Raw genomic sequence first — 21,435 nt, 5'->3', positions numbered from 1 at the left:
GCCGCCGGCGCGGGAGCCGCCGGCGCGCGTCTGTGCAATACCTCACAACCCCGCCCGACTGACATTTTTTGTCCACTCTCACAGGAGGTTCGCAGGGCGTCCGACCAGTAACGTCATGACTATGACGACTTCTGCATCGGTTCCCACAGGTTCGGAGAACGCCGCGAACGGTGGCGGCACGGTCACGGACCGTCTCGTCGAGGCGAACGCCCGCTACGCCGCCTCCTTCACCGACCCGGGAATGGACGCCCGCCCCGTCCTGAACGTCGCCGTCGTGGCCTGCATGGACGCCCGCCTCGACCTGCACAAGGCGCTCGGCCTGCAGCTGGGTGACTGCCACACCATCCGCAACGCGGGCGGCGTCGTCACCGACGACGTGATCCGTTCCCTCACCATCAGCCAGCGCAAGCTGGGCACGCGCAGCGTGGTCCTCATCCACCACACCGGCTGCGGCCTGGAGAGCCTCACCGAGGACTTCCGCAACGAGCTGGAGGCCGAGGTCGGCCAGCGCCCGGCGTGGGCGGTGGAGTCCTTCCGGGACGTCGACCAGGACGTGCGGCAGTCGATGCAGCGCGTGCGCACCTCGCCGTTCGTGCCGCACACCGACGACGTGCGCGGCTTCGTGTTCGACGTGCGCACCGGCCTGCTGCGCGAGGTCGACCCGGCCTCCTGACCGGGGGCCGGCGGCCCGGTGACGAGGGCCGCCCACCGTACGACCACGGAAACCGCCGCTGTCGAAATCCTGTCAGTCACATGTTCGAATGGCCCCAAGGCCGACATATCGCGGCCAGTTGTCCACAGTCGAGTGACACGAATCGGTAACGGCAGCAAGAATGCGGGAGTGGCGTCGCGCGGGGCTGTGCGCGCGTGGTGCCCGTGGTTCGGGGTGGGCCGGCCCGCGTCATGCGGCGTCGGCCCGGGAAATTGGGGTATCCCGTGCTCCCTGGGAGAGCGGGAAAGGCCGAGGAGGGCCGGGTGACGACCTATGACGATCGAGCGAGCCTCACTGATCTGACCGCCGTGGTGGAGCGCGTGCGGGAGTCGGTGGAAGGCGTGATCGAGGGCAAGCCCGAGGTCGTACGGCTCTCGCTGACCGTGCTGCTCGCCGAGGGACACCTGCTGATCGAGGACGTTCCCGGTGTCGGCAAGACCATGCTGGCCAAGGCGCTGGCGCGGTCCATCGACTGTTCGGTGCGGCGCATCCAGTTCACGCCGGACCTGCTGCCGTCGGACATCACCGGCGTGTCCATCTGGGACCAGCAGCGGCGCGACTTCGAGTTCAAGCCGGGCGCGATCTTCGCCCAGGTGGTGATCGGCGACGAGATCAACCGCGCCTCGCCCAAGACCCAGTCCGCGCTCCTGGAGTCCATGGAGGAGCGCCAGGTCACCATCGACGGCAAGACCTACGAGCTGCCCAGCCCCTTCATGGTGGTGGCGACGCAGAACCCGGTCGAGATGGAGGGCACCTACCCGCTGCCGGAGGCCCAGCGCGACCGCTTCATGGCCCGCGTCTCGGTCGGCTACCCGAGCGCGGAGGCCGAGCTGCAGATGCTGGACGTGCACGGCGGCGTCTCCCCGCTGGAGGACCTCCAGCCCGTGGCGCACGCGCACGAGATCCTCAAGCTCATCGAGGCGGTGCGCGGGGTGCACGTCGCGGAGCCGATCCGGCGCTACGCGGTCGAACTGGTCGGCGCCACGCGCACGCACCCCGACCTGAGACTGGGTGCCTCCCCGCGCGCCACGCTCCACCTGCTGCGCGCGGCGAAGGCGTCCGCGGCCCTGAGCGGCCGCGAGTACGCCCTGCCGGACGACGTACAGGCCCTCGCCGTGGCCGTCCTGGCCCACCGCCTGCTGCCCACCGCCCAGGCCCAGCTCAACCGCCGCACCGCCGAGCAGGTCGTCGAGGAGATCCTGCAGGGCACCCCGGTCCCGTCCGCGCCGCAGCAGAGCGGCTACGGCGCCGTGGGCCGGGCCGCACCGGCCTATCCCTCGCACCCGCCCCGGAGGCTGTGATGAGCACCGCGGGGACGGGGCAGGCGGTGGCCGACCGGGGTGAGAAGGGCGGCATCCGCACCGCCCTGGCCGGTCTGACCACCCGCGGACGCTCGTTCCTGGCCGCCGGTGTCGCGGCCGCCGTGTGCAGCTATGTGCTCGGGCAGGGCGACCTGCTGCGGGTGGGACTGCTCCTGGCGGTGCTGCCGCTGGTGTGCGCGGCGGTGCTCTACCGCACCCGCTACCGGGTCGCGGGCAGCCGCCGCCTCTCCCCCGCACGCGTGCCCGCCGGCAGCGAGGCGCGGGTGCACCTGCGGATGGACAACGTCTCGCGGCTGCCCACCGGCCTGCTGATGCTCCAGGACCGCGTGCCCTACGTCCTCGGGCCCCGGCCCCGTTTCGTGCTCGACCGGGTGGAGGCCGGCGGCCGGCGCGAGGTGTCCTACCGCGTCCGCTCCGACCTGCGGGGCCGCTACCCGCTGGGCCCGCTCCAGCTGCGCCTGACCGACCCGTTCGGCATGTGCGAGCTGACCCGCTCCTTCTCGTCGTACGACACGCTGACGGTCATCCCGCGGGTGGAGCCGCTGGCCCCGGTCCGGCTGAGCGGCGAGGCCAAGGGGTACGGCGAAGGGCGGCAGCGCTCCCTGGCCCTGGCCGGCGACGACGACGTGATCCCGCGCGGCTACCGCTACGGCGACGACCTGCGCCGGGTGCACTGGCGCTCCACCGCCCGCTACGGCGAGCTGATGGTCCGCCGCGAGGAACAGCCGCAGCGCGCCCGGTGCACGGTGCTGCTCGACACCCGGGGCATCGCCTACCGGGGCGCCGGACCGGACTCGGCCTTCGAGTGGGCCGTCACGGGCGCCGCGTCCGTGCTGGTGCACATGCTGGAGCGGGGCTACTCGGTGCGGCTGCTGACGGACACCGGCAGCACGGTGCCCGGCGAGGGCGGTGACGGCTTCGCCGGCGTCAGCCAGGAGTCGGCGGACGCGGCCGGGCTGATGATGGACACCCTCGCGGTGATCGACCACTCCGACGGGGCGGGCCTGTCCCGCGCCTACGACGTGCTGCGCGGCGGCAACGAGGGGCTGCTGGTGGCCTTCCTCGGCGACCTCGACGAGGAGCAGGCCGCGGTGCTGGGCCGGATGCGTCAACGCAGCCCCGGGGCGGTCGCCTTCGTCCTGGACAGCCGCACCTGGGTGCGGGAACCGAGCGACGTGCCCGGTCCGTCGGACACGAGCGGGGAGCAGCTGCGCATGCTGCGCGAGGCCGGCTGGACGGCCCTGGGCGTGCCGCGGGGCGCCTCCCTGGACGGGCTGTGGCGGCAGGCGGACCGTGAGCGCCGGGGCGTGGCCGCGGCGAGCGGCGGGGAGGGACCGCGATGAGCGGGCGGATACGACTGACGCTGGGGGCCTGGACGGCCACGATGCTGGCCGCGTGCGCGCTGCTGCCCCTCGTCCAGCCGGCCACGTGGATCGTGCAGGCGGCGTTCCTGCTCGCCGTGCAGGCGGGCGTCGGCACGGCGGCCCGCAGGATGCTGCTGCCCCGGCCGCTGACGGTGGCGGCCCAGGCCGTGGTGTCGGTCGCGCTGCTGACCTTCCTGTTCGTCCGCGAGCAGGCCCTGGCCGGGCTGATCCCCGGCCCCCAGGCCCTGGACCGTTTCGCGGCCCTGCTCCAGCAGGGCGGCGACGACATAGCGCGCTACGCGATCCCGGCGCCCCTGGACTCCGACGGCATCCGGCTGATGCTCATCGGCGGGGTGCTGATCATCGGTCTGCTGGTGGACACCCTGGCGGTGACCTTCCGCAGCGCCGCCCCGGCCGGGCTTCCGCTGCTCGCGCTGTACTCGGTCGCGGCGGGGCTCTCCGACGGCGGCACGGACTGGCTGTGGTTCGTGCTGGCGGCCGCCGGTTACCTCATGCTGCTGCTCGCCGAGGGCCGGGACCGGCTCTCCCAGTGGGGCCGGGTCTTCGGCGGGCCCACGCACACCGCCGGGGCCGAGGAGAGGGGCACCGTCGCCCCGGTCCGCACGGGCCGGCGCATCGGCGTGGTCGCGCTGGGCATCGCCCTGGTGGTGCCGCTGGGCCTGCCGGCGATGAACGGCGGCCTGCTGGACTCGGTGGGGACGGGCGCGGGCGGCGGCGCGGGCGGCGGGGGCACGATCTCCGCCGTGAACCCCCTGGTGTCGCTGCGCGACAACCTGAACGCGGACGAGGACCGGCAGGTGCTGTCCGTGCGGACGAAGATGCCGGACGTCGCCGACCTGTACCTGCGGATCGTGTCCCTCGACGACTTCGACGGCACCACCTGGAAGCCGTCCCGCCGGTCCATCACGGCCGTCCCGGACGGCACGTTTCCCACGCCGGCCGGCCTCAGCCCCGACGTGAAGCGCACGGAGGTCGCCACCACGATCTCGGCGGCGGACTGGTACGCCCAGGACTGGCTGCCCATGCCGTACCCGCCGAGCAGCGTGCGGATCGGCGGCAACTGGCGCTACGAACCCCAGGGCATGACCCTGGTCGGCGACCACGGGCAGAACACCCGCGGACTGACCTACCGGGTCGAGAGCCTGGACGTGCAGCCGACGGCGGAGCAGCTGGCGTCGGCAGGGCCGCCGCCCGCGGACGTCCTGCGCGACTTCACCGAGCTGCCCGACTCCCTGCCGTCGTCGGTGCCGCGCACCGCCCGCAAGGTCACCGCGGGCGCGGCCGACCCGTACGACCAGGCCGTCAAGCTGCAGGACTGGTTCGCCGTGACCGGCAGCTTCGAGTACGACACGCAGGTGCAGGTCGGCAGTGGCTCGCAGGCCATCGCCCGCTTCCTGCGCGACAAGCAGGGCTTCTGCGTGCACTTCTCGTTCGCCATGGCGGCGATGGCCCGCTCGCTGGGCATACCGGCCCGGGTCGCGGTGGGTTTCGCGCCGGGTTCCCCGCAGGCGGACGGTTCGGTGTCGGTGGGACTGCGGGACGCGCACGCCTGGCCCGAGCTGTACTTCGAGGGGGTGGGCTGGACCCGGTTCGAGCCCACGCCGAACCGGGGCTCGATGCCGTCGTACACCCTGCCGGACACCCCGGACAGCTCGGCGCCGGAGTCCGCGCGGCCATCGGAGTCGGCGTCCGCGGCGCCGTCCGCGGCGCCTTCACGCAGCGAGGACTGCACCCCGGAGCAGAAGAGGCTGGACGGCGGCTGCGCGAGCGAGTCGCCGCAGGCGGCGCTCCCCGTCGACGACGACGGCCCGAGGTGGTACGCGCTCGTGCTCTGGACGCTGGCCGGACTGGCGGTCCTGGCACTGCCACTGGCGCCGATGCTGTGGCGGTTGCGGACCCGGGCTGCCCGGCTCGGGGCCCATGGGCGGGCCGAGGCGGACGCCGTGCCGCACACGCTGGCCCTGTGGCAGGAGCTGATCGACACGGCGTGGGACTTCGGCATCGTCCCGGAGGAATCCCGGACCCCGCGCAAGGCGGCCGCCCGGATCGTCCGGCTCGGCCGGCTCGACGACACCGCGGCGGCCTCGGTGCACCGGCTGGCGGACGCCGTGGAGCAGGCCCTCTACGCGCCGCGCCCCCGTCCGGTGGCGGGGCTGACGGAGGACGTCCGGCTCGCTGCGGCGGGCCTCGGCGCGGCGGCCGGCCGCTCCACCAGGCTGCGCGCCCGCCTGGCCCCCCGCTCCACGGTCCGTGTGGTGTGGGCGGCATCGGCCTGGTGGTCGGGCGTGCGGGAACGGGCCCTGGCCCTGCGGCCGACCTGGCGGAAGACGTCGGGCCAGCGGGGCTGAGACACCGCGCGGGCAACGGCCGGGGCCGCAGTCGGCCCCGGCCTTCCGACGTCCGGGGTCCTGGGTCCGGGTCCGGCCCGCGTCGGTCGGTGCGCGCTCATGCGTCAGGGGGTGACCACCGAGTCGGTGGTCACCCCCTGGCGGATGAGATCACGTGGCGCGGACGGGGCCGGTCGAGGGGCTAGTGGCCGCCCTGCTCGTCACGGCGCTTCTGCCAGCGCTGTTCGATGCGGTCCATCATGGAGCGCCGCGAACGGCCCTGGCGGCGGGCCTGGGGCCCTCCGGCGGCACCGGCGGCCTGCTGTTCGCCCGGCTTGGGCGCCTTGCGCCATCCGGTCACCGCCAGCACGGCACAGCCCAGCATGACGAGGAAGCCCACGACACTGAGCCACACCTGCTTGGCGACCATACCGGCCATGAGGAGCGCAATACCCACGAGGAAGCCCGCGACCGCCTGGTAGACCCGCCGACGGGTGTACGTACGCAGCCCGCTTCCCTCGAGCGCCGACGCGAACTTGGGATCTTCGGCGTACAGCGCTCGCTCCATCTGCTCGAGCATGCGCTGCTCGTGCTCCGAGAGCGGCACGGAGTCCTCCTCATCGTGCAGTCGCCGGGGCGACCCGGGGGGTCCCTTCAGGATAGGCAGGGAATCGCCCCCGTGAAACCCGCCCCTCTGCGCCAATTGCCAACCGGCACCCGCCATGGACATCCGGCTCGCTGAGGCTTCCATTCCCCGGCGGCCGACCCGTCATGCCGGAACGGTCTCCCTCGATCATACGGCGCGAAGCCCCCATTCGGGGGGCCTGTGGCGTACTCCATGCGCAGCCGCGCCGCTGATCAGCGGCGGTGCCCCAGGGGGCTGCTCAGCTCCCGGCGGTACCGGTGACCCCACCGGCATCGCCCGTCCCAGCACCCCCGGCAGGCTCATCGGCCCCGGCCGACTCCGCCAGGACGTGGAGCTGCGTGGCCACGGACCGGAACGCAGGGAGTCCGGCGGCGGCCTCCTCCAGCTTCAGCAGGGCCTCCAGCGCTCCCGGCTCGGTGTCCACCAGGACGCCCGGCACCAGGTCTGCGAAGACCCGCACACCGTGCACGGACGCGACCCGCAGGCCCGCGCCCTCGACCAGGTCCGTGAGCTGCTCGGCGGTGAAGCGGCGCGGCACGGGGTCACCCGAGCCCCATCGTCCGTTCGGGTCGTCGAGGGCCTGCCGGGCCTCCTTGAAGTGCCCGGCGAGGGCCCGGGCGAGCACGGCACCGCCGAGACCGGCGGCGAGCAGGCTCAGGACGCCGCCGGAGCGCAGCGCGGCCACGGCGTTGCGGATGCCCTCGGCCGGGTCGTCGACGTACTCCAGGACGCCGTGGCACAGCACCGCGTCGTAGCCACCGCGCTCGGCGACGTCGAAGAGGCCGTGGGCGTCGCCCTGCACGCCCTTGACCCGGTCGGCGACGTCCGCCTCGGCGGCGCGGCGCTCCAGGGCGAACAGCGCGTTGGGGCTGGGGTCGACGACCGTGACCCGGTGGCCGAGGCGGGCTGCGGGCACCGCGAAGTTGCCGCTGCCGCCCCCGGTGTCGAGGACGTCGAGCGCTTCCCGACCCGTGGCCTTGACCCGGCGGTCCAGGGCGTCCTGGAGGACCTCCCAGACCACGGCGGTACGGAGTGAGGCGCGGGGGCGCATCGGGTCCGGCACGGCAGTTGACTCCTCGGCGCGGCACCGCCTCTTGCACGGCGGCGCTAACGGGGTGCCTCCCCCGGCGCCGTACGAGCGGGCGGGGAAGACCTCAGGCGTCCCCCACCCTATTGCCTCGGGCACGGCGACCGGCATGCCCCGGTCCTGGGACGACCGCGCGGTGAGCACGCGCACCTGCCCCGGAGGGGCCTGAGCCCCGGCCACACCGAGGCGGGATCACGCAGGAGCCGGTCGGGCCGGGAGCCGGTCAGGCCGGGAGCCGGTCGGGTCAGGTCAGAGCCGGGCGGACTCCGGTCCGGCGTGGTGTCCGTCAGCCCGCGTCCGGCATGTCCCGCTCCTGGTCCGGGCCCTCCGGGCGGACTCCGGTCCGGCGTGGTGTCCGTCAGCCCGCGTCCGGCATGTCCCGCTCCTGGTCCGGGCCCTCCGGGCGGTCCTGGTCCGCACGGGGCTGCGGAAGCACCGGCTGGAGGACCAGCATGCGCTCCACGAGACGGAGGAACATCGACACGTCCCGTATCAGGTCGTCGGCGTCCCGCTCGCCGGCCGCGCCCTGGATGCCGGCCTCGGCACGGGCGCGGCGCCGGGCGCCGGCGGCGAACAGGGCGCTCCACTCGGCCAGTTCGGGCGCGATCTCCGGGAGCACCTCCCAGGCGCTTCGGATCTTGGCCCGGGCCCGGGGTGACGTCTCGGGCCGGCCCCGGGCGGCGAGCACGGCGGCGGCGGTGCGCAGCGCGGCCAGATGGGCCGTCGCGTAGCGCTCGTTGGGGGTTTCCAGGACGGTGGCCTCGTCGAGACCCGCGCGCGCCTGGGCGAGCAGGTCGAGGGCGGCGGGCGGGGCCGAGGCCCTGCGCAGCACGGGGTGGACATCGCTCGCGGGGCCGGTCAGTGAGGGGGCAGGGCCGGTGGCGCGGCGCCGGCGGGCGGCTGCTGCGTTGTAGGTGGCCATGACGAACCTCCTGTCGTCTGTGTGACGGCACGTCAGTGCCGTATGCCCCCATCGTGCGGTATGGCACTGACAATCCGATCCGACCTGCGGTTTTGCCTCGCTCGTAGGTTCGGAGTAGTTTTTGCACTGACCAGTCAGTTCAAATATGGGGGAGTCTCGTGGGGGAACGGACGGGAGGGGTGCGGATCGCCGCCGAGAGCCTCGGGGTCAGGGGGCCACGGGGCTGGGCGGTCCGCGGGATGTCCGTCGACGCCGGGCCGGGATCGCTCGTCGCGGTCGAGGGCCCGTCGGGGTCCGGCCGCACATGCCTGCTGCTGGCGCTGACCGGGCGGATGAAGGTCGCGGAGGGCACGGCGGAGGTCGGCGGGGCCCGGCTGCCGAAGCAGCTGTCGGCGGTACGCCGCTTCAGCGCACTGGCACACGTCCCGGGGGTCACCGACCTCGACCCCGCCCTGACCGTCGGCGAGCACCTGCGCGAACGGGCGCTGCTCCAGCGGCGGTTCGGCGGCTCGTTGCGCGGACTGCTGCGTCCGCGCCGCGAGCGGGCGGCCGAGTCGCGGCGCCGTGTCGACGAGGCACTGGACGCCGCCGGGCTCGACGTGGAGGCGCTGCCGAAGGGGCTCCGCACGGCGGTGCGCGACCTGGAGCGCCTGGAGGCGCTGCGGCTGTCCGTGGCCCTCGCACTGATCGCCCGGCCGCGCCTGCTGGGCGTCGACGACGCGGACTTGAAGCTCGCCGGACCCGAACGGGCGCAGGTGTGGGACCTGTTGAGGTCCCTCGCCGAGGCGGGGACCACGGTGGTGGCGGTGTGCAGCGAGGCGCCGGAGGGAGCCGTCCGGCTCTCCACACACCCGGACCACGACGGTGACGGCGCGGGCGACGACGGCCGACGGGCCGCGGCGGGCAAGGACCGGGACCCGCACGCCGACGCCACCGTGGCCACCGGGTCCGCGGAGGAGACCGACGCCGCGGGCACCGCCGACGACGGCCGGGCCGACCACGACGGTCAGACCGACCAGACCGACCACGACGGCCAGACCGACCACGACGGCCAGACCGATCACGACGGCCAGGCCGGCCACGACGGCCAGGCCGGCCACGACGGCCAGGCCGGCCAGGGGAAGGGGACGGGCGATGCGTTCGCCGAAACTCGCCGCGCTTGAGCTGCGCCGCTTCGGCCGGGGGAAGCTGCCGCGGGCCGCGCTGGTCGCGCTGCTCGTCCTGCCGCTGCTGTACGGGGCGTTGTACCTGTGGTCGTTCTGGGACCCGTACGGCCGGCTGGACCGGATCCCCGTGGCCCTGGTCAACGACGACAAGGGGGCGACGGCCGACGGGAAGAAGGTCACGGCGGGCGACGACATCACGGAGCGGCTGCACGACAGCAAGACCTTCGACTGGCGCGAGGTGAGCGCCGAGGAGGCCCGCCGGGGCGTCGAGGACGGCACCTACTACCTGTCGCTCACCATGCCGGCCGACTTCAGCGAGCGCATCGCCTCCAGCTCGGGCAAGTCCCCGGAGACCGGGGCCCTCCAGGTCCGCACGAACGACGCCAACAACTACATCGTCGGGCAGATCTCCCGGACGGTCTTCAGCGAGGTGCGCCAGGCCGCCTCCACGAAGACCTCGCGGAACTTCCTGGACAAGATCTTCGTGTCGTTCTCCGGCATCCACGGCGAGACCGTGAAGGCGGCGAAGGGCGCCGACCGGCTCAAGGGCGGCATCGGCAAGGCCGAGAAGGGGTCCAAGGACCTCGCCGACGGCCTGCGGGACGCCAAGGACGGCAGCGGCGACCTGTCCACGGCCCTGACGAAGCTCACCAGGGGGGCCGGTGCCGTGGAGGACGGCACCCGGGGTGTCGCCGACGGCACGCAGCAGCTCGCCGACCGGGTCAACGGCACGGCCGGCAAGGTGGGTCCGTTCCTCAAGGGCAACGAGAAGGCCATCGGTGACACGGCCCAGCTGGTCGCCGACCTCTCGGGCGCGATGCGCAAACACCTGGACACCCTGGTGGAGCGAGCCCCCACCGCCGCCAAGGACGCCCGCGCCGCCTCCGGCACGCTGAACGACGTGTACGCCCGGCGCTGCGACGACCCGGTGCTGTCCGACGCGGCCTGCGCCGACCTGAAGAAGGCCAAGGACGCCGCCGCCGACGTCACCCTCATCGCGGACGACCTCAACACGCTGATCGCGGACCAGGACGGCGACCTGGACCGACTGGACAAGCACCTCGCCACCCTGCAGAAGCAGTCCCAGGCGCTCGCCGACCGCGCACCGCACCTCGCCGAGGACCTCGACGACGCCGTCAAGAAGATCAACAAGCTGAACGACGGTGCGGCCAAGGTCGCCGCGGGGGCGAAGAAGCTGCACACGGGGCTCGGCAAGGCCAGGACCGGCGCCGCCGATCTGGACAAGGGCGTCGGCAAGCTGAAGACCGGCGCGGACGACCTCAACGGCGGCATCTACCAGCTCGTCGGCGGCTCCGGGAAGCTCGCCGGCGGTCTGCACGACGGGGCGGAGAAGATCCCCGACTACGACAAGCAGGACCGCGACCGCCGCACCGAGGTCATGGCCGACCCCGTGCGCATGGCCTCCCACGACCTGCACAAGGCGCCGAACTACGGCACCGGATTCGCTCCGTACTTCATCCCGCTGTCGTTGTGGGTGGGGGCGATGGTGGCCTACATGCTGATCACGCCGATGAACCGGCGTGCCCTCGCGGCCGGTGCCCCGGCCTGGCGGATCGCGCTGGCCGGCTGGCTGCCGGTGGTGGCGATCGGCGTGCTGCAGACGGCCGCCCTGATGTCGGTGCTGCACTGGGCCGTCGGCCTGGAAATGGTCCGGGCGGCCGGTACGGTGGCCTTCCTGTTCCTCGTGACGGCGTGCTTCGCGGCGATCGTGCAGTGGCTGAACGCACGCTTCGGGGCGGCGGGCCGGATCCTCGTCCTGGCGCTGCTGATGCTGCAGCTGACCTCGGCGGGCGGCACGTACCCGGTGCAGACCAGCCCCGGCTTCTTCAACGCGCTGCACCCGTATCTGCCGATGAGCTACGTGGTCGAGGCGCTGCGGCGGCTCATCACGGGAGGCGGACTCGGGCCGGTGTGGCAGGCGTGCGTGGTGCTGACGGCGTTCACCGCCGGCGCCCTCGCGCTGACCGCCGTGGCGGCCCGCAGGCGCCAGGTGTGGACGCTGGACCGGCTGCACCCGGAGCTGAGCCTGTGAGTGCCTCCGTCACTTCTCCCGGAAAGGTTCCTGTGACAATCAGGGCCATGGAAAGCAGCAGTGCCGCGTCGGGCGGCAGCACGCGCCGCGAGGCCACCCGGCAGAAGCTCTACGAGGCGGCCGTCACGCTCATCGCCGAGCAGGGGTTCTCCGCCACGACCGTGGACGAGATCGCCGAGCGTGCCGGGGTCGCGAAGGGCACGGTGTACTACAACTTCGCGAGCAAGTCCGTCCTGTTCGAGGAACTGCTGCGGCACGGCGTGGGCCTCCTCACCGCCTCCCTGCGGGACGCGGCCGAGCAGACCGCGGGCCGGGGCGGCAGCAAGGTCGACGCCCTGGACGCGATGATCCGCGCGGGGCTGGTCTTCATCGACCGCTACCCGGCCTTCACGCAGCTGTACGTGGCGGAGCTGTGGCGCACCAACCGGGCCTGGCAGTCGACCCTGATGGTGGTCCGGCAGCAGGCCGTCGCCGTGGTGGAGGACGTGCTGCGCGAGGGCGTGGGCAACGGCGAGTTCAGCGACGAGATCGACGTGCCGCTGACGGCGGCGGCACTGGTCGGCATGGTGCTCGTGGCGGCCCTCGACTGGAAGTCGTTCCAGCCGGAGCGTTCCCTGGACGACGTGCACGCGGCCCTGTCCCGCCTGCTCCAGGGACGCGTGAGCGGCTGCCGCTGACCCACCGTCCGGTGCACAGGTGAAAGCGCCGGTCCGGTGTGGCCGCGTCCCCCGCGGGCCACCTCGAACCGGCGCCTTCCCCACTCCCCCGTTTCCTTCTCCTGCTCCCCCGTGCGTCCCTCCCGCAGGACCCCCGTTCGGTCGTCCCCCGGTTTCTTCCCGTTCCCCCGGTTTTCCCCCGGTTCTCCCCCGTGTCTCGCTCCCGCCGACACCGCCGGCGGAAGGAGCGGATCGCGGGCCGGCTCCGTTCCGGCGCCCCGTGCCGCCGGTGCCGGAGCCGTGCCCCTCTCCGTGGCTCCACTCTCCCGTCCCCGCAGGTGTCCTCCCATCCGCGCGCGTACTCAACTCCCCGCCTGAGTACGGGTACTCACCCCTGCGCACCTGCCCCCGGAACGCCTCGTGGCCGGCTGGTCACGATCACGTCCGCGCCCGTACTCGCGGGTGGCCGGGGGAAGTGCTCCGAGCAGGGCGGATAAAGTCCCTGGCATGGCACGGATTGCGGTGATCGGCGCCGGGATGGGCGCGATGACGGCCGCCGCCCGGCTGGCCGTCGCGGGCCACCGGGTGGCGGTGTACGAGCGGACGGACACGTACGGCGGAGCGGTGCGCCGCTTCACACGCGACGGGTTCTCCTTCGACACGGGCCCCGGTCTGCTGCCGCTGCCCGCCGTCTACCGGGACCTGTTCGTCAAGACCGGCAAGGAGCCGCTGGAGGCGTGTGCCGACCTCGTCCAGGTCGACCCGTCGTCACGGCACGTGTTCGCGGACGGCACCGCGGTGTCCCTGCCGAACGCCTCCCGCGCCGGTGTGGTCGCCGCCCTGGACGTGGCTCTCGGCGCGGGCGCCGGGCAGCGCTGGGGCGACTTCCTGGTCCGGGCGCGCGAGGCCTGGGACCGGACCCGGCGGCCGCTTCTCGAAGAGCCGCTGTGGCCGAACTGGCAGGTGCTGGCCGAGCGCGAGCCCTACCCGGCGGTGCCGCACAAGCGCCTGCTGCGCACCCGCAGGGCCGGCACCCTCGCCGAGGTCGGCGCCTGGGAACTGCGCGACCCGCGGCTGGTCGCGCTGCTGGAGAGTTACGCCCTCACGTACGGTCTGGACCCGCGGACCGCGCCCGCGAGCACGGCCGTCCTGCCGTACATGGAGCACGCGTTCGGCACCTGGTACGTGCGCGGCGGGATGCGGGAACTGGCGCGGGCGGTGCACGAGCGGTGCCTGGCCCGCAGGGTCGCGTTCCACTTCGGTGCCGAGGTCACCGGCGTCCTGGAACAGGACGGCCGGGTCTCGGGGATCGAACTGGCCGACGGGACGGCCGTGGAGGCCGATCACGTGGTGGCCGGGGTCTCCCCCGGCACGCTGGACCGGCTGGCGGCGGGCCGGGCGGTGCGCGGTGGGAGCGGGGTGCGCCCGCAGCCGGCGGCGGCCGCACGGCTGACGCTCCTGCTCGCCCTGCGCGGCGCCCGCCCCGAGGGCACGGCTCACCGCACGGTGGTACATGCCCCGGACCGCGAGGCCGAGTTGGACGCCCTGTCCGGCCGGGCCGAGCCGGCCGGACAGCCGACGGTGACGGTTCTGCGGCCGGGCGACGAGCGGGCGGCCCCGGAGGGCCACGAGGCGGTCACCGTCACCGCGGTCGTCCCCGCGCGGCCCGACCGCTCCTGGGACGACCTGGCCGAACGGATGCTGGCCGCGGCCGGACAGGCCGTGCCCGGGCTGCGCGAGCGGCTGCTCTGGCAGGAACTGCGCACCCCGGCCGACATCGTGGACGCGACGGGCGCCGAGGGCGGTGCGGTGCCGGTCCCGGCGCTGGCGGCGGCCGGCGGGCGGCTGCTGCACCCGTCCAACTCCACCGGCCTGCCGGGCCTGTTCGCCGTCGGCGGCTGGGCGCACCCCGGCGGCGGGCTGCCGCACGCGGGCATGTCGGGGGCGCTGGTGGCCGGACTGATCGTGGAGGGACCCGGGTTCCGCGGCTCGCAGTGACCTGCCACCGCGCGGACTTCAGAAACGGTACTGCGCTCAGAAACGGTGCCGCGCTCAGAAACGGTACTGCTCGTCGAAGCCGTTCCCCTGCGGCTGCTGCCCGCCGCCCTCATGGGGATAGTGCTGCTCCGGCGGGAGTTCCTGGCCGTACTCGTCGGTGTTGCGCTGCTGCGGCACCCACACCCCGCCGGGCGGCGTCTGACCGGCGTAGGTGCCGGAGTACGCGTCCTGTCCGTAGCCCTGCTGGTCGTAGTACTGCTGGTCGCCGTAGCCGGTGTCGTAGGAGGCACCGGCGTAGTTCGACGAGCCGATGTACGGGTCGGAGTAGGCGGCGTACTGCTGCTGGCCGGTGCTGTCATAGCCCTGCTGCTGGCCGTAGCCCGAGTAGTCGTAGGAGTAGGACTGGTCGGCGCCCTGGGCCGCGTACTGGTCCTGGGGCTGGCCCGGGTAGCCGGTGTCGCCGTAGACGCCGTAGGTGCCGGTGTCGTCGGGCATGGGCTGCGGCTCGTAGACGGCGGTGTTCCCGTCGTCGGCCGCGCGGCCCTGGCGCACCGGGGTGAACACGTCGTCGTGGTCGTCGTCCTGGCCGTACGCGTCGGTGTCCCGGCTGTGCCCGTGCCCGGCCCCTTCGTCGCCGTAACCGCCCTCGTCCTCCAGGCCGGAGACCTCCAGGGTCGGCTCCTGGCGTCCGCGCTCACCGCGGCGGCGCTTGCTGCCGCCGAGCACCGGCGCGTTGACCGCCCAGCCGGCCGCGAAGCCGCTGCGGAACGACAGCGTGACGTAGGTCTGGCCGACCGCGAAGGCGGCCGCGCCCAGTCCGATCACCACGACCGACGGGATCAGGACACCGACGACGACACCGAGGAAGCCGACGAAGGCCAGCAGACGCCAGCGCAGCCGCGCCTTGTACTGCAGGAGCACCTCGCCCAGCAGCCACAGCGCGACGATGCCGAACGCGATGTAGAGGACCGCCCAGCCCATGTACGCCCCTCTCCCAGTGGCCGTTACGCAGTGTGTCGTATACCGGTGCGAACGGTCTAGGCCTGCGATGGGTGGTGCAGGCCCAGGTTCTCGTAGATCTCCAGGGTCGCCGTGGAGTTGTTGAGCGTGATGAAGTGCAGCCCGGGCACGCCTTCGGCGAGCAGCCGCGCACAGAACTCCGTGGCGAATTCGATCCCAATGGAGCGTACAGCGGCCGGATCGTCTTGTGCTGTGAGGATCCGCTCTTTCAGGGCGTCCGGGAACGCGGCGTTGGTCAGGGAGCCGATGCGCTCCAGCGTCCGCACGCTGGCGATCGGCATGACCTCGGGGATGATCGGGGTCTCGCAGCCGGCGGCCGCGACCCGGTCGCGCAGCCGGAGGTAGTCCTCCGGCTGGAAGAACATCTGCGTGATGGCGTAGTCGGCGCCCGCGCGGCACTTGTCGACGAAGTGGCGGACGTCGGTCTCCCAGTCCGCGGAGCGCGGGTGCATCGCCGGGAAGGCGGCCACGCCCACGCAGAAGTCACCGGAGGCCTTGATCAGTTCGACGAGCTCGGCGGCGTAGGCCAGCCCCCGGGGGTGCGGCACCCAGTCGCCCATGGGGTCGCCGGGCGGGTCGCCGCGCAGGGCGAGCATGTTGCGGATCCCGGCGTCCGCGTACTGGCCGATGATGTTGCGCAGGTCGGCCACCGAGTGGTCGACCGCGGTGAGGTGTGCGATCGGCGTGAGGGTGGTGTCGGAGGCGATCGCCTCGGTCGCCTTGACCGTCCCGGCGCGGGTCGAGCCGCCCGCGCCGTAGGTCACGGAGACGAAGTCGGGTGCCACGGCCTCGACCCGGCGCAGCGCGTTCCACAGGTTCCGCTCGCCCTTCGGGGTCTTGGGCGCGTAGAACTCGAACGAGTACGTCGTCTTGCCGGTCGCGAGCATGTCGCGCACGGTGCGAGCGTGGTCCGACCTGATGGATGCGGTGCCGAGGGCCATACCGGCAGGTTAGCCAGGGGTGGGCGGTCCCCCAACCGGGCGCGGCATTTTGCCCCTTTTGTCCACTTGTTGTCCATCCCTCTGTCCACTCCTTGGACAGAGGGATGGTTCAGCGCGGGACGGTTCAGCGCTCGCGCAGGCGCTCGGCGAACTCGGCCGCCGCGGCACCGGGGTCACCGGCCTCGGTGATCGCCCGTACGACGACGACCCGCCGGGCGCCCGCGTCCAGGACCTGGTCGAGGTTGCCGAGGTCGATGCCGCCGATGGCGAACCAGGGACGGTCCGTGCCGAGACCGGCCGTGTACCGGACCAGGTCCAGGCCGGGGGCGTGCCGGCCGGGCTTGGTGGGGGTCGGCCAGCAGGGGCCGGTGCAGAAGTAGTCCACGCCCTCCTGCCGGGCGGCCGCGGCGGCCTCGGGCTCGGCGTGGGTGGAGCGGCCGATCAGGACGTCGTCACCGAGGACGGCCCGGGCCGCGGGGACCGGGAGGTCGCCCTGGCCGAGGTGCAGGACGTCGGCGCCGGCGGCGTGGGCGACGTCCGCCCGGTCGTTGACCGCGAGCAGCTTGCCGTGCCGGGCGCAGGCCTCGGCGAACACCTCCAGGTGCGCCAGCTCCTCGCCGGCCTCCATGCCCTTGTCGCGCAGCTGCACGATGTCGACGCCACCGGCGAGGACGGCGTCCAGGAACGCGGGGAGGTCGCCCTGGCGCTTGCGGGCGTCGGTGCAGAGGTAGAGCCGGGCGTCGGCGAGTCGGGCGCGGGCGGTGGTGGCGGTGGTGGTGCCGGTCATGCGAGTCCCCCTCGGTGTCGGTGGCGCGGACCCCCTCCGCCTGCCCGTGCGGAGCATGCGGGCGTCGGGGCCCGGTGGTCGGCGCGGGCCGGCCCGCCCGTACGCCGTGGGCGGGCGCGGGCGCGGTTACCCGGCCGGTGGCTGCGGGCGGCCCCGCGCACCCGCCCGCTGCGCGTGAGCGGAAGGCCCGTGCAGGCCGGTGCGGTCCCGTCCCCGGGCGGCCCCGCCCCGCCGAGGGCCCCGGCCGGGCGTCCGCGTCCCGTCCGGGACCGACTCGGGCACCCTACGCGGACCCGACCCGCGTCCGCCCGCCGTGGCCGGTGAACGGACACGGCGCGGGATCCTTGGGGGGCCCTGAAGAGCACAGCCGGGGTGCCCGCGGGGCCCGTGGACAGGCACCGCCGGAACGCTCGCGGGGCCCCAGAACGGGCACGGCCGGGATGCTCGCCAGGCCCACAGGCACCGGCTGGGATGCTCGCCGGCCCATGGAGAGGCACCGCCGGAATGCTCGCGGGGCCCGAGAAAAGGCACGGCCGGAATGCTCGCCTGGCCCGTGGACAGGCACCGCCAGGATGCTCGCTGGGCCCGTAAACAGACACCCGGAATGCTCGCGGGGCCCGAGAACGGGCCCGGCCGGAATGCTCGCCAGGCCCCTGAACAGGCACCGCCCGGAATGCTCGCCAGGCCCCTGGACAGGCACGGCCCGGGCCGGGCCGTGGCCACGAGGGCCACGGACCCGCACCGGCGGCTGCTCGGATCCGGCGCCGCTCGCGCGGCGCCGGACGGTCGTCCGGTCGGATCCGGGTCAGACCGCGAGCGCCTGCGCGCGGCGCTTCACCTCCGTGCCGCGATTCTCGCTGAGCGCCTGCGCCGGGGTGCCGGGCAGGCTGGGGTCGGGGGTGAAGAGCCACTCCAGCATCTCTTCGTCCTTGAAGCCGTCGTCCCGCAGGAGCGTCAGGGTCCCGGTGAGGCCCTTGACGACCTTGTCCCCGTCGATGAAGGCGGCGGGGACGTGCAGCGCGCGGTTCTCACCGCGGCGTACGGCGATGAGCTGGCCCTCCTTGACCAGCTGTCGCACACGCGTCACCTCGACGCCGAACTGCTCGGCGATGTCGGGGAGGGTGAGCCAGGCGGGGACGAGAGCATCGATCTTTGCGTCAATCTCGGTCACGGTGACAAGCCTGCCATCCGCCACCGACAGTCGGAAACCGACCCGGTCCACCCGGGCGCTCCGGCCCGCCCCGCCCGGGCCCGGCGCTCAGGCCGTGGCCGCCTTCATCGGCCGGGCCGGGTCCGCCAGCAGCACCCGGTTCATCGGCGTGCCCGACTCGATCAGGCGGCGGCCCTGGGCCAGGTCCCGGGGACGGCCCACCGCGAGCAGCGCGACCAGCCGCTCGTCCCGCAGCCAGCACGCCGTCCAGGCCGGGCCGGAGGGGTCGCCCCGCCACAGCAGCGCGTCGGCGGCCGCGTGGTGCCCGGCGTACTGCACGAACCGGCCGAACTGCTCGGACCAGAAGTAGGGCACCGGGTCGTATACCGCGGGCGGCTCGCCCGAGGCCCCGCCGACGATGTTCGCGGCGACCGTGCGCGGCCCCTGCAGGGCGTTGTCCCAGTGGTGCACCAGCAGGCGCTCGCCGTAGCGGCCCGAGGGGAAGGAGGCGCAGTCGCCGACGGCGTACACGTCCGGCACGCGGGTGCGCAGGTGCGCGTCGGCGACGACCTCGCCGTGCGCGCCGAGCTCGACGCCGGACCCGGACAGCCAGGCCGTGGCGGGGCGGGCGCCGATCCCGACGACGACCGCCTCCGCGGGCAGCCGCGAGCCGTCGTCCAGGACCACCGCACCGGGCTCGACCCGCTCCACGCGCGCGTGGGTGCGCAAGGCGGCGCCCGCGTCGGCGTACCAACGGGCCATCGGCGCGGCGACCTCGGCGGGCAGGGCGTCGGCGAGGGGACGGCCGGCGGCCTCCACGACGGTCACCGAGCAGCCCGCCTCGCGCGCGGCCGTGGCGAACTCCGCGCCGATCCAGCCCGCGCCCACGACCACGATCTCGTGCCGGGCGGCCAGCACCGGCCGCAGCCGCTCGGCGTCGTCCAGGGTGCGCAGCAGGTGCACGCCGGGCACGCCCTGCGCGCCGGGCAGCCGGACCGGCTCGGCGCCGGTCGCGATCACCAGGACGTCGTAGGGCACGGGCCCGGTCTCGGTGTCCAGCTCGTGGTCGCCGGGGCGCAGGCCCAGCACCTCGCAGCCGAGGCGCAGTTCGATGCCCAGGGCCTCGAAGTCCACGTCGAAGGCGGAGCCCTCGGCCTTGCCGAGCAGGACCGCCTTGGACAACGGCGGGCGGTCGTAGGGCTGGTGGGGCTCGGCGCCGATGAGGCTCACGGTGCCGGTGAAGCCCTGTTCGCGCAGGGCGACCGCGGTCTGCACCCCGGCCATGCCCGCGCCCGCCACGACCACGCGCCGCGGCGCGGACGGGCCTGGTTCCTGCGTCTGCTCGCTCACCTGATCACCATAGACACCTGACGTTTCGTCAGTCAGTGGCCCTGCGCCGTGACCTGCTCCACAACGCTGGTGCCGCTGCCCTGCCGGGACTCCCACTCCCAGGTCTCCTCCAGCCGCACCCGGCCGTCGGGCAGCTCCACGACCGTCGAGACGCAGTGCCCCGAGGCGGTGGTGCCGTCCCGCCTGAGCTGGACGTAGCGGAAGTCGAGCCTGTCACCTTCCCGGATACCCACGAGATGCCCGCGTACGACGTCCCCGCCCGCGTAGTCGGCCCAGATCTCGCCCTCCCGCTCGTGGTAGCTGAACCGGGTGCGGGTCCCCACCTGGCCGGGTGCCTGGTCGGCGACCGGGGCGAGGACGAGACCGTCGAGGGATCGGGCCATGGGGAAGGCTCCCTTACTGCGGCGTGCGGGATCGGGCTAGGGTGGCCAACGTAGAGCACTCGCGGGAGCCCGGACGCACCGGGCTGAGAGGGAGGCTGGCGGCCTCCGACCGTACGAACCTGATCCGGGTCATGCCGGCGAAGGGAGGGGCTGGACGCCCATGTCGCGCACGTCCACCACGTCAGACGTCCTGGTCGTCGGGGGCGGGATCATCGGCCTGGTCACGGCCTGGCGGGCCGCGCAACGCGGGTTCGCCACGGCCGTGGTGGATCCCGAGCCCGGTGGCGGAGCCGCCCGGGTCGCCGCCGGGATGCTGGCCGCCGTCACCGAACTGCACTACGGCGAGCAGACCCTGCTGGGGCTGAACCTCGCCTCCGCCCGCCGCTACCCGGAGTTCGCGGCCGAGCTGACCGAGCTGACCGGGCACGACCTCGGCTACCGCCGCAGCGGCACCCTGGCCGTGGCCCTCGACGCCGACGACCGCGCGCACCTGCGGGAGCTGCACGCCCTCCAGCAGCAGTCGGGACTGGACTCGCAGTGGCTGTCGGGGCGGGAGTGCCGCCGGCTGGAGCCGATGCTCGCGCCGGGGGTGCGCGGCGGGCTGCGGGTCGACGGCGACCACCAGATCGACCCCCGGCGCCTCGCCGCGGCGCTGCTCGCCGCCTGCGAGCGGGCCGGGGTGGTCCTGCACCGGGCGTGGGCCGAGCGGCTCACCGTGGCACGGGACCGGGCCGCGGGTGTGGTCACCGACGACGGGACCGCGCTGGGCGCGGGGCAGGTGGTGCTGGCCGGGGGCAGCTTCAGCGGCCGGCTCGCGGGCGTCCCGGACGAGGTGCTGCCCCCCGTGCGGCCCGTGAAGGGCCAGGTGGTGCGGCTGACCATGCCGGCGCGGCACGGGCCGTTCCTGAGCCGCACCGTGCGCGCGGTCGTGCGCGGCAGCCACGTCTACCTGGTGCCGCGCGAGAGCGGCGAGCTGGTGATCGGGGCGACCAGCGAGGAGCTGGGCTGGGACACCACCGTCACCGCGGGCGGCGTCTACGAGCTGCTGCGCGACGCCCACGAGCTGGTGCCGGGCATCACCGAACTGCCGCTCACCGAGACCCGCGCCGGGCTGCGCCCCGGATCCCCGGACAACGCCCCGCTGCTCGGCCCGACGGCTCTGGACGGGCTCCTGCTGGCCACCGGACACCACCGCAACGGCGTGCTGCTCACCCCGGTGACCGGCGAGGTCCTGGCGCACGCCCTGGCCACGGGCGAACTGCCCGCCGAGGCCCGCCCCTTCACCCCGGAGCGCTTCCGCGCCGTCACCGCACTCCAGGAGCAGCCCGCGTGAACATCTCCGTCAACGGCGAGTCCCGCCACGTCCGCCCCGGCACGGCCCTCGACACGGTCGTGGAGTCCCTCACGACCTCGCCCTCGGGAGTGGCCGCCGCCCTCAACGAAACCGTCGTCCCGCGCGCGCAGTGGCCCGCCACGCCCCTGTCCGAGGGGGACCGCGTGGAAGTCCTCACCGCCGTCCAAGGAGGCTGA

General features: G+C 74.0%; 19 protein-coding genes and 1 riboswitch. Of the genes, 10 read left to right on the top strand and 9 right to left on the bottom strand.

What is annotated here, in order from left to right; all coding sequences use genetic code 11:
• The first annotated feature begins 121 nt into the window (after nt 1–121).
• From ACZ4M5_RS24295 to ACZ4M5_RS24280, 4 genes are all read left to right on the top strand, one after another.
• Nucleotides 122–673 (top strand): beta-class carbonic anhydrase, encoded by a 552-nt coding sequence (locus tag ACZ4M5_RS24295; RefSeq protein ID WP_398112048.1) that lies wholly within the window; start codon nt 122–124, stop codon nt 671–673.
• A 302-nt stretch (nt 674–975) separates the two neighbouring features.
• Complete coding sequence (locus tag ACZ4M5_RS24290) at nt 976–2,013, top strand: AAA family ATPase (protein ID WP_467739933.1); 1,038 nt, start codon at nt 976–978, stop codon at nt 2,011–2,013.
• The gene (locus ACZ4M5_RS24285; protein WP_467739932.1) at nt 2,013–3,377 is read left to right on the top strand and encodes a DUF58 domain-containing protein; all 1,365 of its coding nucleotides are present in this window, start codon (nt 2,013–2,015) and stop codon (nt 3,375–3,377) included. Before ACZ4M5_RS24290 ends, ACZ4M5_RS24285 begins: the two co-directional genes overlap by 1 nt.
• Nucleotides 3,374–5,767 (top strand): transglutaminase TgpA family protein, encoded by a 2,394-nt coding sequence (locus ACZ4M5_RS24280; RefSeq protein WP_467739931.1) that lies wholly within the window; start codon nt 3,374–3,376, stop codon nt 5,765–5,767. Before ACZ4M5_RS24285 ends, ACZ4M5_RS24280 begins: the two co-directional genes overlap by 4 nt.
• Nucleotides 5,768–5,948: 181 nt before the next feature.
• Here ACZ4M5_RS24280 and ACZ4M5_RS24275 read toward each other — a convergent pair whose 3' ends face one another.
• The 3 genes from ACZ4M5_RS24275 to ACZ4M5_RS24265 all read right to left on the bottom strand — a co-directional run bounded on the left by ACZ4M5_RS24275 (nt 5,949) and on the right by ACZ4M5_RS24265 (nt 8,401).
• Nucleotides 5,949–6,353, bottom strand: a complete 405-nt coding sequence (locus tag ACZ4M5_RS24275) for a DUF3040 domain-containing protein (RefSeq protein WP_376323727.1) — start codon at nt 6,351–6,353, stop codon at nt 5,949–5,951.
• A gap of 277 nt (nt 6,354–6,630) precedes the next feature.
• Entirely contained in the window at nt 6,631–7,455 is an 825-nt protein-coding gene (locus tag ACZ4M5_RS24270; protein WP_467739930.1) for a methyltransferase, read from the bottom strand.
• A 382-nt stretch (nt 7,456–7,837) separates the two neighbouring features.
• Nucleotides 7,838–8,401 carry an SAV_6107 family HEPN domain-containing protein gene (locus ACZ4M5_RS24265; protein ID WP_467739929.1) on the bottom strand — a complete coding sequence of 188 codons (564 nt, stop codon included), beginning with the start codon at nt 8,399–8,401 and terminating at the stop codon, nt 7,838–7,840.
• 158 nt (nt 8,402–8,559) lie between these two features.
• Between ACZ4M5_RS24265 and ACZ4M5_RS24260 the strand changes: the two genes are divergently transcribed.
• The 4 genes from ACZ4M5_RS24260 (at nt 8,560) to ACZ4M5_RS24245 (ending at nt 14,274) form a co-directional block, all read left to right on the top strand.
• A complete protein-coding gene (locus ACZ4M5_RS24260) occupies nt 8,560–9,564 on the top strand; it encodes an ATP-binding cassette domain-containing protein (RefSeq protein ID WP_467739928.1) in 1,005 nt (334 codons plus the stop codon).
• Entirely contained in the window at nt 9,536–11,620 is a 2,085-nt protein-coding gene (locus tag ACZ4M5_RS24255) for a YhgE/Pip family protein (RefSeq protein WP_467739927.1), read from the top strand. Before ACZ4M5_RS24260 ends, ACZ4M5_RS24255 begins: the two co-directional genes overlap by 29 nt.
• 47 nt (nt 11,621–11,667) lie before the next feature.
• Nucleotides 11,668–12,297 carry a TetR/AcrR family transcriptional regulator gene (locus ACZ4M5_RS24250; RefSeq protein WP_467739926.1) on the top strand — a complete coding sequence of 210 codons (630 nt, stop codon included), beginning with the start codon at nt 11,668–11,670 and terminating at the stop codon, nt 12,295–12,297.
• Between the two features lie 486 nt (nt 12,298–12,783).
• The gene (locus tag ACZ4M5_RS24245) at nt 12,784–14,274 is read left to right on the top strand and encodes a phytoene desaturase family protein (RefSeq protein WP_467739925.1); all 1,491 of its coding nucleotides are present in this window, start codon (nt 12,784–12,786) and stop codon (nt 14,272–14,274) included.
• 54 nt (nt 14,275–14,328) lie between these two features.
• Here ACZ4M5_RS24245 and ACZ4M5_RS24240 read toward each other — a convergent pair whose 3' ends face one another.
• The 6 genes from ACZ4M5_RS24240 to ACZ4M5_RS24215 form a co-directional block, all read right to left on the bottom strand.
• Nucleotides 14,329–15,255 carry an SCO2102 family sporulation regulator gene (locus ACZ4M5_RS24240; protein WP_467739924.1) on the bottom strand — a complete coding sequence of 309 codons (927 nt, stop codon included), beginning with the start codon at nt 15,253–15,255 and terminating at the stop codon, nt 14,329–14,331.
• A 56-nt stretch (nt 15,256–15,311) separates the two neighbouring features.
• Complete coding sequence (gene metF, locus ACZ4M5_RS24235) at nt 15,312–16,235, bottom strand: methylenetetrahydrofolate reductase [NAD(P)H] (RefSeq protein WP_467739923.1); 924 nt, start codon at nt 16,233–16,235, stop codon at nt 15,312–15,314.
• A gap of 124 nt (nt 16,236–16,359) precedes the next feature.
• On the bottom strand, nt 16,360–17,022 hold the full coding sequence (gene thiE, locus ACZ4M5_RS24230; protein ID WP_467739922.1) for a thiamine phosphate synthase: 663 nt from the start codon (nt 17,020–17,022) through the stop codon (nt 16,360–16,362).
• Between the two features lie 805 nt (nt 17,023–17,827).
• Nucleotides 17,828–18,193 carry an Rv2175c family DNA-binding protein gene (locus ACZ4M5_RS24225; protein WP_467739921.1) on the bottom strand — a complete coding sequence of 122 codons (366 nt, stop codon included), beginning with the start codon at nt 18,191–18,193 and terminating at the stop codon, nt 17,828–17,830.
• Between the two features lie 87 nt (nt 18,194–18,280).
• On the bottom strand, nt 18,281–19,522 hold the full coding sequence (locus ACZ4M5_RS24220; protein ID WP_467739920.1) for an NAD(P)/FAD-dependent oxidoreductase: 1,242 nt from the start codon (nt 19,520–19,522) through the stop codon (nt 18,281–18,283).
• Nucleotides 19,523–19,554: 32 nt separating this feature from the next.
• Nucleotides 19,555–19,905: an avidin-fold protein gene (locus ACZ4M5_RS24215; protein ID WP_467739919.1), complete on the bottom strand. Its 351-nt coding sequence runs from the start codon at nt 19,903–19,905 to the stop codon at nt 19,555–19,557.
• 51 nt (nt 19,906–19,956) lie between these two features.
• A riboswitch (TPP riboswitch) is annotated at nt 19,957–20,068 on the top strand.
• Between ACZ4M5_RS24215 and thiO the strand changes: the two genes are divergently transcribed.
• Both thiO and thiS read left to right on the top strand, forming a co-directional pair.
• The gene (gene thiO, locus ACZ4M5_RS24210) at nt 20,066–21,238 is read left to right on the top strand and encodes a glycine oxidase ThiO (RefSeq protein WP_467739918.1); all 1,173 of its coding nucleotides are present in this window, start codon (nt 20,066–20,068) and stop codon (nt 21,236–21,238) included. Its footprint overlaps the riboswitch before it by 3 nt.
• Nucleotides 21,235–21,435, top strand: a complete 201-nt coding sequence (gene thiS, locus ACZ4M5_RS24205; RefSeq protein ID WP_467739917.1) for a sulfur carrier protein ThiS — start codon at nt 21,235–21,237, stop codon at nt 21,433–21,435. Before thiO ends, thiS begins: the two co-directional genes overlap by 4 nt.

It is taken from the genome of Streptomyces sp. NPDC026246, assembly GCF_055567995.1.
This window is presented reverse-complemented; position numbering and strand designations above follow the sequence as displayed.